This is a genomic window from Methanosarcina mazei S-6 (assembly GCF_000970205.1).
In the GTDB taxonomy this organism is placed as follows: domain Archaea; phylum Halobacteriota; class Methanosarcinia; order Methanosarcinales; family Methanosarcinaceae; genus Methanosarcina; species Methanosarcina mazei.
Window position 1 is genome coordinate 2680410 of the sequence record NZ_CP009512.1, and the last position, 12314, is coordinate 2692723.

Annotated in this window: 11 protein-coding genes; 1 reads left to right on the forward strand and 10 read right to left on the reverse strand. The window is 45.7% G+C overall.

Features of this window, described 5'->3' with window-relative positions; all coding sequences use genetic code 11:
• Positions 1–7 precede the first annotated feature (7 nt).
• The 9 genes from MSMAS_RS11420 to amrS form a co-directional block, all read right to left on the reverse strand.
• Complete coding sequence (locus MSMAS_RS11420; RefSeq protein WP_048046991.1) at positions 8–1198, reverse strand: methyltransferase; 1191 nt, start codon at positions 1196–1198, stop codon at positions 8–10.
• A 200-nt stretch (positions 1199–1398) separates the two neighbouring features.
• On the reverse strand, positions 1399–2097 hold the full coding sequence (locus MSMAS_RS11425; RefSeq protein ID WP_011034487.1) for an ATP-binding cassette domain-containing protein: 699 nt from the start codon (positions 2095–2097) through the stop codon (positions 1399–1401).
• Positions 2085–3113, reverse strand: a complete 1029-nt coding sequence (locus tag MSMAS_RS11430) for an ABC transporter ATP-binding protein (RefSeq protein ID WP_011034486.1) — start codon at positions 3111–3113, stop codon at positions 2085–2087. The genes MSMAS_RS11425 and MSMAS_RS11430 overlap by 13 nt, the downstream gene beginning before the upstream one ends.
• Positions 3110–4009, reverse strand: a complete 900-nt coding sequence (nikC, locus tag MSMAS_RS11435; protein ID WP_011034485.1) for a nickel ABC transporter permease subunit NikC — start codon at positions 4007–4009, stop codon at positions 3110–3112. The genes MSMAS_RS11430 and nikC overlap by 4 nt, the downstream gene beginning before the upstream one ends.
• A complete protein-coding gene (nikB, locus tag MSMAS_RS11440; protein ID WP_011034484.1) occupies positions 3993–4934 on the reverse strand; it encodes a nickel ABC transporter permease in 942 nt (313 codons plus the stop codon). The genes nikC and nikB overlap by 17 nt, the downstream gene beginning before the upstream one ends.
• A 113-nt stretch (positions 4935–5047) precedes the next feature.
• Positions 5048–6622, reverse strand: coding sequence for an ABC transporter substrate-binding protein (locus MSMAS_RS11445; protein WP_011034483.1), 1575 nt, complete (start codon positions 6620–6622; stop codon positions 5048–5050).
• A 941-nt stretch (positions 6623–7563) separates the two neighbouring features.
• Positions 7564–7749 carry a hypothetical protein gene (locus MSMAS_RS11450; RefSeq protein WP_015412630.1) on the reverse strand — a complete coding sequence of 62 codons (186 nt, stop codon included), beginning with the start codon at positions 7747–7749 and terminating at the stop codon, positions 7564–7566.
• A gap of 304 nt (positions 7750–8053) precedes the next feature.
• Positions 8054–8848: an ATP-binding protein gene (locus tag MSMAS_RS11455; protein WP_394295862.1), complete on the reverse strand. Its 795-nt coding sequence runs from the start codon at positions 8846–8848 to the stop codon at positions 8054–8056.
• 424 nt (positions 8849–9272) lie between these two features.
• Positions 9273–10310 carry an AmmeMemoRadiSam system radical SAM enzyme gene (amrS, locus tag MSMAS_RS11460; protein WP_011034481.1) on the reverse strand — a complete coding sequence of 346 codons (1038 nt, stop codon included), beginning with the start codon at positions 10308–10310 and terminating at the stop codon, positions 9273–9275.
• Between the two features lie 177 nt (positions 10311–10487).
• On the opposite strand from amrS, the gene MSMAS_RS11465 reads away from it, so the two are divergent.
• On the forward strand, positions 10488–10850 hold the full coding sequence (locus MSMAS_RS11465) for an Mth938-like domain-containing protein (protein ID WP_011034480.1): 363 nt from the start codon (positions 10488–10490) through the stop codon (positions 10848–10850).
• Between the two features lie 184 nt (positions 10851–11034).
• Here MSMAS_RS11465 and MSMAS_RS11470 read toward each other — a convergent pair whose 3' ends face one another.
• Positions 11035–12144, reverse strand: coding sequence for a DUF362 domain-containing protein (locus MSMAS_RS11470; RefSeq protein WP_011034479.1), 1110 nt, complete (start codon positions 12142–12144; stop codon positions 11035–11037).
• Positions 12145–12314 lie beyond the last annotated feature (170 nt).

Here is a 12314-nt window from a genome sequence, read left to right on the forward strand (position 1 = left end):
ACAAAACTCAGGTCACTTTCCATGCAAATACGATTCTTGACCCGTCCGTCATGTCAAGGGCACGAAAAACTTCAAGCCCGTGATTCCCCAGCATATCTATGTATTCACTGAAAGGAACGCTGTTTTCGAAACTGTAGCCGGAACTTCCTTTTTTAACATCTTCAAAAGTCCAGAGGTTCCAGTCAAGGCTCATGAGAGGGCTGGATTTCATGCTTTCATCAGGAACCTGCCTTGTTATGAAAACCCCTTCCGGCTTTAAGGCTCCGGCAATTTTTGGAATAAGGGAAGGCACCTTTCCTCCAGGGTTAAAGGAAGAGAATATAACGTCATAATCGCTTCCGATATCATCTTTAAAAAAGTCACCCGGAATTATGTCCACCCTTGAAGCCCCATACTTATCTATGAAATATCTTGTTTCGCTGGTAACCGGTGGGAGGTCGAAAACAAAAGCCTGAAGGTTCTCGTTCAGGCTTGTCAGAGCAATTGAATAAAGCCCGTGCCCTCCTCCAAGGTCAAGAAACTTTTTGACATTTGTAAAATCAACGTTTTCCATGACAACCCTGACAGTTTCCTGAAGAAGCCCACAGCGTGCGTTTTCAGCCATGCAGTGTACAACTTCCCCGAAAAAAGGCCCTTTCTCAACAATATCAGGTCCCTGTCTCATAATCTGAGGAAGGCGGGACCAGCGCTCTACATTTCTTATCCTTTCGGCAAGGTAGTGCTTCTGGGAAAACGGAGAGTTTCCAGGAAGATAAGTTGCACTGAGCTCCGAGACAAAATACACTGCGCCGTCATTTTTTATTCTGTCACCGGGTTCGTCTCCGGGTTTTTCTTTCCCTTCGGCTTCTCCTGTGCCCTTTACTGCAATCTGCGCGTTTTCCTTTTCTTCGCTTATCCCTTCCTCAAACCTGTCAAGTAGCCCGAGGCTATGCAGTGCCTCGCAGAAATGAGGCATGAGCGCAGGGTCACAGCCAATTTTTTCAGCCAGAGCCCCTGCGGACAAAGGGACTTCAAGGGCTTTAAAAACTCCAAGCTCAAAAGCTGCAGAAATGAGCCTGCACTGCCTGAGGCCCTGGACAGAGGAGTCAAACAGCTTGAAAAATCTGTCGGCATCTATCTCAGGCTTCTGCATCAGGTCAACAGGTGACTCAGTCTGATTCCGAGCTTTATTTTCCGTATCCTTGTCTTTGTCTTCCATACCATTTCTCCTATTTTCATATATTTCCCTGTTCATTTTCATTTATTTATCTGTTTGATCCGACTGAATATAGTTTATGAAGAGATGTAGTTTATAGATTATGATTTAGAGTTAAACAGAGAAAAAGCAAGCAGGTAAAAATAAATTCAGCATAACCGGTCAAACCGGGCAAAGGACTACAGAATTCCCGTATTGCAGCATTACCTGAAACCGACAATTTTTCCTTCCTCCATGAAAGCGATTCTATCACTCATCCACTCAATTACCTGCATATCGTGTGAGATGAATAGAAAGCTGATCCCGTACTCTGTTTGCAGGTTTTTGAGCAGAGAAAGGATCTGCGCCTGGACAAGCGGGTCAAGCATGGAAGTTGGCTCATCTGCAACTATGAATTCGGGATTCATGCCAAGTACCCTGGCTATTGCAACCCTCTGGAGCTGTCCTCCGCTCAGTTCCCTGGGATATCGGAAAAGCAGTTCTTCGCTCAGGGAAACTGCCTCTATCAGCTCCCGCACCCGTCCCCTCTCCTCGCTTCTTTCACAGATCCTGTGGAGCCTCAGAGGTTCGGCAACAGCATCATAGACCTTCATCCTCGGGTTCAGGCAGGATTCCGGGTTCTGAAAGATGATCTGCATTCTCGTCCCGAGGCTTTTAAGGGAACTGCCTTTGAAACCTGAAATGTCCTGCTCATCAAAAAGCACCCTGCCGGAAGTTGGTTCAAGAAGCCTCAAAACCGTTCTTCCAAGTGTGGATTTTCCACAGCCGCTTCTTCCGACAAGACCGAGGGTTTCCCCTTTCTCAACCTCAAAACTGACCCCATCAACCGCTCTGTGGACCTCTTTTTTGAACAGTCCCGAATAATAGTACTTTCTCAGGTTTTCAACCTTCAAAAGTGCCATGTCTCTTCCTCCGTACAGCTGAAGGCAGGCTGTTCCCTGATGGGAGAATCAGCTGTATTTTCGGTTTTCCACTCCTTTCCGGAAAGAAGGCAGCGGATAAAGCGCCCGCCCTCATTTTTAAGAAGTTCCGGACGGACCTGTAAGCATGCCTCAAACCGACAACTGCAGCGCGGATGGTACCTGCAGCCCGATGGAGGAGAAACGAGGCTGGGGATCTGCCCTGAAACAGCCTTTAACCCTTTGCCCGGAAGGGAATGAAGCAGGTCACAGGTGTAAGGGTGCCCGGGATTGGAAATAACTTCTTCCGCCTTTCCGATTTCAACAATTTCTCCTGCATACATGACTGCAATCCTGTCTGCAAGCCTGCCAGCAAGTTCAAGGTCGTGTGTGACAAGGAGCATGGAAGCGTTTTCTTTGCGCACAAGCCCGACAATCAGTTCTGCTATCTGCAGTTTTGTATCCGTGTCAAGCCCCTTTGTAGGCTCATCTGCGATCAGGAGTCCGGGCCTCAGGGCAAGACCTATCGCAACCATAACCCTCTGAAGCATCCCTCCGCTGAACTGGTGGGGGTAGTCATCTTTCCTCAAAGAGCTTATTCCCACAAGCTCGAGCATCTCTCCGGCTTTTTTTTCAGCTTCCTTTTTTCCCATGCCTTCATGGTAGCGGTAAATTTCCGCAATCTGCCTGCCTGCAGAAAGGACAGGGTTGAGGCAGGCTGAAGGGTTCTGGAGCATTATCCCTATTTCCTTTCCCCGAAACCGCCGCATTTCCTTTTCGGGAAGGGCAAGGATATCCGTACCCCTGTAAACTATTTTTCCTTCAAGTTTCACTTTTCCTGAGAGCAGTCTCAAAATAGCTTTCCCGAAGGTGGTTTTTCCGCAACCGGTTTCCCCTATAAGCCCTAAAATCTCTCCCTCTCTCACCTCAAGGGAGACACCCTCATTGGCTTTTACAACCCCTTTTGAGGTTTTGAAAGAAACATTCAGGTCTTCTACTGTGAGAACAGGAAAACTCACCTTGCGAGCACCTCCTGGTTTTCAGGCTGCCCTAGGCTGTCCCTTAAGCCGTCTCCTGCAAAATTGAATGCAAAGACCGTGAATATAATCATCAACCCCGGGAAAAATGTGAGGTGTGGGGCGGTACGGAGATACGGGATACCGGCTTTTAGCATTGAGCCCCATTCAGGGACCGGAGGCTGGATCCCCAGTCCAAGAAAGCTCAGGGCTGAAGCGAAGATTATGACATGTGCGATCTCAAGGGTCGCAAGCACGATTACGGGTTCCATGCAGTTTGGAAGGATGTGTTTTCTTATTATGTAAAAATCCGAAGGCCTGAGAGCCCTTGCCGCCTCCACAAAAGCTCTCTTCCTGAGGGACAGGACCTGCCCGCGCACAAGCCTGGCATAGGCAGGCCACTGGGTAACGGCAAGGGCAAGTACAACACTGAAAAAACCCGGACCCATCAGCCCTGCAATCACAAGTGCGAGGATGATATTGGGAAAAGCCATCACGATATCCACTCCTCTCATTAAAGCTTCATCGAGCAGTCCTCCGCTGTACCCCGAAAGCAGCCCGATAGCCGTGCCTGCAACAGACGTTGCTGCAACTACAAGGATTCCTATGCCAAGTGAGATTCGCGTGCCGTAGATGACCCTTGAAAAAATGCAGCGCCCAAGCTCATCTGTTCCGAAAGGATATTCCTGGGAAGGGGAAAGAAGCCTGCTGTCAAGCCTCTGGACAAAGGGATCGTGAGGGGCAATTTCAGGAGCAAATAGAGACAGAATGCAGAGAACGACGATAAGCAGGAGGCCTGAAACCGCAAGCCTGTTATTCCGGAACTCTGCGATTCCCAGCCTTTTTTCAGCCAGGTACGCTTTTTCGGTAATCTCTGTTTTCTCAATCATGTCTGTCATATCTTATCCTCGGGTCAAGCACTGCATAGAGGAGGTCAACTGCCAGGCTGGATAGGGAAAATAGCACTGCTATAAAGAGGACGCAGCCCTGGATCATGGAGAAGTCCCGCGCAAAAATCGAGTCGACAAGGAGTTTTCCAATTCCCGGCCAGGAGAAGATAGTCTCCACAACCACTGCTCCTCCCAGAAGGTAACCCAGCTGCATCCCTGCAAATGTGACAACCGGAAGAAGGGCGTTCTTCAGAGCGTGCCTGAAAAGGACCGTACGTTCGTCAAGCCCCCTTGCCCGGGCAGCCACAATGTATTCCTGCCCCATAACCTCAAGAAGGCTTGCGCGAGTCAGCCTTGCAGTAACAGCAGCCATTGAAGTGCCAAGGGTCAGGGCAGGGAGGACAAAATGCTTGAGACTCCCGTAACCGAAACTCGGGAGCATGTGAAGCGTCAGGGCAAAAAGCCAGATCAGGAGGAGCCCGAGCCAGAAGTTCGGGATGGAAACCCCCAGAAGAGAAACAAACATGCAGCCTCTGTCAAGAAAGGTGTTTTTCCGGAGCGCACTCAGGATCCCGGCTGGCAGGGCTATAAGGAGGGAAATCAGCAGGCTGGCAATTGCAAGTTCAGCAGTGGCAGGCAGTTTATGGAGGATTTCGTCAAGGACATCTTCCGATGTCACAAGCGATTTTCCAAGGTCAAGCCTCAGCAGGTGCCCGAGCCATATAAGGTACTGCACATGCACGGGGGAATCAAGTCCTTCTGCCTCCCTCACGGTTTCGATCTGGTCCGTGCTCAGGTCTTCACCGTACCTTTCAAGGGCAATAACCTCCGCAGGGTCTCCGGGAGCAAGGTACATCGCAGAAAATGCTACAAGCGTAACTCCCGCGATTACAATGGAGACCATTGCAAGACGCTTTGCTATGTATTCCCACATGGGTATCTCTCAAACTTTACCTTTTCCAGCCTATATTTTCCCTGACTTTCTCTCAAACTTTACCTTTTTCCAGCTTATATTTTCCCTGACTTTGCATTTTTCGAAATCTGCACTCACTTCCTTTCCAGATAGACCCCCGAAAGGTTCAGCCAGGGGTCTTCGGAACTTATGGTATAGCCTTTTACGGACGGACCGGTTGCAATGACCTTTTCTTCATGCACAAGGTAATAAGCCGGGACTTCTTCAATCACAAAAGCCTGCAGGGAATGATAGAGTTCTTCCTGCTCCTTTGCATCAACAGTCCTATCGGCTGCATCTACGAGCTCGTCGTAGGTCTCATTGTGGTAATGCGAATTTGGGCTTGCCGAATGGTGAATAAAGAAATGCTTCGGGTAAGGGCCCCAGACGAAATATCCGCTTCTCAGTATCATGCCGAAGTCCCCTGTGCTTTCGAGTTTGCTTATAGCTCCATCGTCAAGCACCTGGATTTCCACATCCATGCCAGTTTCTCTGAGAGTTCCCTGCACAACCTGAGCCATGGGATTATGCCTGGGTGCCCAGACTCCTTTGCTCACTACCAGAGTCACATGAAGAGGCTTCCCGTCTCTGTCCCTTATTCCATCCCCGTCAGAGTCTTTCCACCCTGCTTCTTCAAGAAGAGCTTTTGCTTTCTCAAGGTCCTGTGCATATGTCTTTAGCTCAGGGTCAGAGTACATCATTACAGGAGAATAGGGTCTTCCGCCTGCAGGTTCACCAATGCCTTCAAGCACTTCGTTTACAAGGGTTTCAGTATCGACAGCATAAGCAACGCTCTGGCGCACCCTCGTATCATTGAAGGGGGAATTGTCGCAGTTAAACTGGAGGAAGTCCGTAAAGGTCGTGAGTTTTCTATGGATCTGGATCCCATCTTTGGCTTCAAGCCTTTTAACATCATACTCAGGGACCTTGATTATCATGTCCACTTCCCCGGTCTCAAGGGCGATAACCCTGGTAGCGGCTTCAGGAATTACCTTGAAAGTGACCTTATCAAGAAGCGATTTTTCTCCCCAGTATGCCTCGTTTCTTGTGAGCACCACTTCCTGGTCTTTTTTCTGAGATTCAAACATAAAAGGCCCGGTACCTACGGGTTTAACAAAGTTCCCTTCGGAGTCAACGCAGCCGGGTCCCATTACAGGCCAGGCTATATGGGTCAGGTAATAAGGCAATGGCATGGGTTTTGCCAGGACAAATTTCACGGTATACTCGTCAACGGCTTCCACGCTCTGTACAGGCTTTAAGACAGCCTGCCTTACATAGGACTGGTTGGAATAAGAGAACACAACCGAATCCGCATTTAAAGGGGTACCGTCGTGGAAAGTGACATTTTCGCGAAGGTGGAAGATCCAGGTCTTGCCTTCATCAGGAGTTTCCCAGGATTCGGCAAGACCCGGAATGATATTCAGATCCGAATCAAGCCTTACAAGGGTTTCATAAACCTGAGACCAGACAAAACGTGCGTCACCGGATGCAAACGTGTTAAGGTACCAGTTGCTGACATCCGTACCTATGCCCACGACAAGTCCCTGGGAGCCTTCTCCGGAAACCGAACCTTTTGCAGTCCCTTCCTTTTCTTCTCCTATGCAGGCACTTGCTCCGATTACGGCAAGCAGCATAAAGATTATCAGAATCAACTTGAAACTTCGATTCATAAACAGTCCTCGATTTTCGATGGTGGAAACATAATTAATGAGAATCTGACAGAACTTTGATCAACTTAGCAATATTTTCTCGGGCGGTTTAGCTCAAAGCTTTTTGAGAGACGTTTTAACATTAAGAATCACCTGAAGTTTCTTGTCTGCTCATATTTTTGAAAGAAACTGGTTAAAGGGATCAAAACCGGAGAATATCAGCCGTAAAAAAGCTTCATTTACCCCGGATAAATATCTTCAAACCAGGCTTGCAGATTGTTTTTCAAAACGATAACTCCAGATGTACTGCCCTACAATTATTATTTTGATAAAATAATGTAACATTTAATAAGATAAAAGATTTTTCTTATAACAAAACAAGTAAACGCTGTTAACAGGATGTAATACTGCATGGACGTTATGAAGACGTTGAGTAAAGGCGTTATAAAAAAATGCGTATAAAGTAAAGATGTAGAGTAAAGATGTAGAGTAAAGATGTAGAGTAAAGATGTAGAGTAAAGATGTAGAGTAAAGATGTAGAGTAAAGATGTAGAGTAAAGAAGCTGTACAAAAAAAGACGCTGTACAAAAATCAAGGAAAGCGTTGGGTAAAGATGAAGTATAAAATACTGTAAAATACTGTATCCGAAAAAAACAGGAAATGTTCTTTATGGCAGCCTGCGACCAGCTTCTAAGCAGGAAAAAGAAGTAGAAAAAGAAAGAGCAGAAAAAAATTAAGGGTAATCAGATTGAAGGATCATCAGATTAAAGAATTATCAGAAGGATCAGCAGATCAAAGGATTATCAGAAAAATCAGCGGGTTAAAGAGTCACCAGATTAAAAAATCAGCAGGTTAAAGGATCAGCAGGTAAACTGAGGGCGATTTAGTTTCAGGAATCAAAAATCAGACTTGAAACAGATAAAAGAAAAACAAATCAAGAAACAGTAAATATAAAAAGAGTTTTAGAAGGCTGCATCGACATAATCAACGGGCCTTTTGAAAACAGCTGCTACCATGCCGTTTTCATCTATTTCGTTTGAAAACTTAATTAGCTCCCAGCCTTCAACTCCAAGGTTGTTAAGGTCTTCCTTTGCCTTTGACCACTCACTGAACCTGATCTCTTTAACATCGTATTCCCAGATGGTCACTTTCAGTCATCTCCAGTAAAATTGGGTAATATAATATCATATATTAACTGGTTGTATCTGCTATATGTACCTTTTTAAAAAATAGAATTGAGATCATGACAACTAAAGTTGATTTCAAAACAGAATATATATCTGCTTATGCAGGAAATATCTGAACATTTTTCAGCCAGCTTTTGTTGGAATCGGACACATAAAAAAAACCAGGCAGTGAACTGATATATCTGTGGAGGAATGCAGAAATTATGATGTTCATGCCCGGTACATCTGCTGAAATACTGATATCAAAATCTTTTCCTGAATATTTTCAGGCTCTATTTCCGGAAACAAGGAAGTCAGCAATGGCCTCTATTTCCGGGAGTTCCACATTCAGTTCTTCGCCTGCAAAACCTGCCCTGAAAACTTCCATATCCGACGGCACTGAAGCCAGGACGTGAGTCTTATCCACAGTTTCCATCATAAAATGAGTCCCTATCTTATCTGCACGGTTAAGGATGAAGTACAGGGGCTTCCCGGCTTTTTCTGCAAGCTGCCTTATTTTTTCTGAAAGCCTTATGGACTCGTAAGATGGATCAAGCACCATCAGCAAAAGGTCGCACCCTTCCTCAACTCCTCTTCCGAAGTGCTCTATCCCGGCTTCCGTGTCGACAAGCACAAGGTCTTCCGACGTTGTCTCTATATTTTTCAGGAGGTGCCTGGCAAGCGCACCCATAGGACAGGCGCAGCCCTCTCCAAAATCGTGGATTTTTCCCACAGCCATCATTTTTATATTGCCGTTTGTTGCAGTGTAAGCCTCCGGGATTTCGGGTATTCCCCATTTTTCTTCAAAAATGCTTGCAGCCTCTCCTTTCTGGAAAGCCTTCATCATCTTTTCTCCGAGAGCCTTTTTCCCTCCCAGGTAATTCATGAAATCATCAGGCATTTCAACACCAAGCTGCCTGTGCAGCCCGAAATTTGACTCATCGCTGTCCACAACAAGCACATTGTACCCTCTTCTTGCCATTGCCTTGGCAAGCAGGGCGGTAACCGTACTCTTGCCGCTTCCACCTTTACCACAAATAAGGACTTTCATTTTCACACCTCTTTTCAAACACCATTTCATCAAATAACAAAGAAATTTTCAATTCCATATAATTAAACAAGAAAGCTGAGCACCAATTAAAATTTTATTTTGCCTAATTAGCATTTGTTATTAATAATTTCTTTATTATTATGCTCAAATAAGGAGAATATCCAAGATTGATAAAACTTTCGAAATAATACTTTTCATAAAAATAGGTACATTTGATCGACTGTATGATCTCTTCCGGAACTCAGGCAGAATTTTTATTATTCTTCTCATATGCTGCCTCTGCAATAGTCGGCCTGTCAGCCCTGTTAACTAGAGAATAAAACAGCTGGCACCGACACAACAGTAAAGAGACAATACACTGAAAAAAAATCCTTCAGCCTTGATAATACTTTTCTTAACACGAAAAATTGTCTTTTAGCTTACACAGCTTTAAATTAACAAAATAGAAACAGAATTAAATCATACCTGAACTTTTTCGATATTCTCCTGTAATAGGAATTGTTTCTCCGCATTTTGGGCAGGTCTTATCCGGGCTTATGTTATACTCCTGGACTTCGAAAAACCCTCTTGCAATCAGCAGGCTCCCACATTCAGGACAGTAAGTATTCTCATGAGGGTGCCCAGGTACATTGCCAATATACACGAAACGCATGCCTTCCTCAATTGCAATTGAGCGTGCCCTGTCAAGAGTATTTATGGGTGTAGGAGGAAGGTGCTTCATTTCGTAGTGAGGGTGGAAGCGGTTGAAGTGAAGAGGGGTATCCTTCCCCAGGTTTTCGTAAACCCAGCGGGAAAGTTCCCTAATCTCGTCGGGAGAATCATTATGAGTTGGAATTACCAGGTTTACGACTTCTACATGGATCCCCAGTTCTTTTGCAAGCCTTGATGTTTCCAGTACGGGAGCCAGTTTTGCCCCGCAAATCTCCCTGTAGAATGCTTCGGAAAAACCCTTGATATCTACGCTGAAAGCGTCGAGGTAAGGGGCAATATTTTCGAGAGCTTCAGGCGTAATGTAACCATTTGTCACATAGCTTGTCCCCAGACCTTCTTCTTTTGCAAGCCTTGCCCCTTCGTAAGTATATTCATACCAGACCGTGGGTTCATTGTAAGTCCAGGAAACCGACTGACAGCCCGCCATTTTAGCCTGCATGACAAGCTGGGAAGGGCTGAGGGTTCCCAGAAAAGCATCCTCAGGGGCTGCTCTGGAAAGCCTCCAGTTCTGGCAGTGCCTGCACCTGAAGTTGCAGCCTATGGTCCCGACAGAGTATGCCGTGGACCCTGGGTAATAGTGATAAAAAGGCTTCTGTTCTATGTTCGCCACATCTTCGTTTGCAACTCCTCCGTAGACCAGGGAAAAAAGCGACCCTTCACAGTTTTCCCTTACTCCGCAAATGCCCCGTTTACCGGGCCTGACCCTGCATCTGTGAGCACAGAGGTTGCATTGCACCTCATTTTCGGCGAGCTTTTCATAAAACATTGCTTCGTGAATCATTTACAAATCTCATTCCTGCGAAATTCCCTGTTCCGGGATATGCGATTATTGAAAAAGGCGGGACAATGTTCTCCCGTATTCATTTGTTTCCTGCAGGGTAATAAGCCTGTGGTCTCATAAAGAGTGCTGTCAGAGTGCTGTATGCAAAATGAAATTTCGTTTTGAGGAGGGGAAAATGTGAAACCGAAAATCAATTCCACAAGTTTTGGTTCGATAACTGTCAGGGGAAAAACCTTTAATTATGATATCCTTATCCGATTGGACGGGAAGGTCGAAAAACGCAGGAAAAAGCTTTCAAAAAAACTGTACGGAACATCCCATAAGATCTCGCTTGAAGAAGCGAAATACATCCATGAAAAAGGAGCAGAGAAGCTCATTATGGGGACTGGGCAGACCGGCTACGTAGAGCTTTCGAAAAAAGCAGAGAAATATTTCAGGAAAAAAGACTGCAAGGTTAAACTCCTTCCGACCCCTGAAGCAATAAAAATCTGGAACAAAAGCAAAGGAAAAAACATTGCAATGTTTCATGTTACCTGTTGAGCTGTATATCTTAAAAAGGGTCAATTAAAAAGGGTCAAAAAAACACAAAAATTAAAAAAGAGAAGAAATTAAAAAAGAGAAGAAATTAAAAAAGAGAAGAAATTAAAAAAGAGAAGAAATTAAAAAAGAGAAGAAATTAAAATATTAGAAAGGGTTAAACAAAGAGCCAAAAAAGCGGTTTACCTCAGATCTCTATCAGCTCGTATTCCCTGCTCCCCATCCCGATTAGTTCAGCATATTCAAGCTGGTGAGTACCGTCAATTTTAGGCCAGGTCCCTTTAAACTTGTCAGCTCCTGCTTCATGGTTGCAGTGGAGAGCAGAGCCCACAAGCCCTTTCTGCCTGTTAACAAGGTCGTAGCTTGCCTGGTCGAGAGCCACAGGGTCTGTTGATGCAAGGATTCCTATATCAGGCACAATGGGCGCATCACTCCAGGGCACACAGTCGCAGTCCGGGGTGATTTTAAGCAGGAAATTGATATAGCCTACCCTGTTTTCTTTTCCAATTACAGCTCCACATGCGTATTCAGTCATACACTCCAGGAACTCGGGGATGTCCTGTTCCCAGTTGAGGTCGATGGCGTTTTCGGGACAGACCTCCATGCACTGCCCGCAGCTGATGCAGACTCCGGGATTTATTCTGGAAACATCGCCTTCGAGGGATGCTGCTCCTACAGGACAGATTTCCACGCAGTTCCCGCAGCCGATGCACTTCTCCTCGACAACGTGCGGGCTTGTAGGGTAATGCTGGTCTTTTTTACCCGCCGCAGGCGCACATCCCATTGCCAGGTTTTTGATAGCACCCCCAAACCCTGCCATGATATGGCCCTTGAAATGGGACATCACAATCATGGAATCGGCTTCAACGATGTCAGACCCTATTTTCACGGTTTTGAAGTGCTTCTGCCTGATATCGACCTCTGCTATGTTCTGGCTCTTAAGCCCGTCCGAAATAATGAGCGGAGCCCGGACGACAGAGTAATCAAAACCATGTTCTATGGCTGTTGTCAGGTGGTCAACCGCATTATGCCGGCTCCCGGAGTAGAGGGTGTTTGTGTCCGTGATAAACGGTTTCGCTCCGGCTGCCCTTATTTTATCAACTACCTGCCTGACAAAGACCGGGTTTATGTAGCCGTCATTCCCGTATTCTCCGAAATGGATCTTGATTGCGGTCAGGTCTTCTGCTCCGAGCAGCTCGACAAATCCTGCTTTATCGAAAAGCTTCTGGATCTTGCTTATCTTGCTCTCGTAGGGATTTTTTGCCCTCAGGTCTGAGAAATATACTTTACTTGCCATTCAAATAACTCCCATCAAAAGAAAATGAAATTATTACTCTTACCCTGCTGTGCAACTAAGAAAGTCTTATTCATTTTTAGGTGTTACGCTGTTCTGGAGAGAAGGAAATAAATCAGTTGTCTATTCAAGTACTCTTTAAATAACCTGAAACTCAGAAAAAATAGGACGAG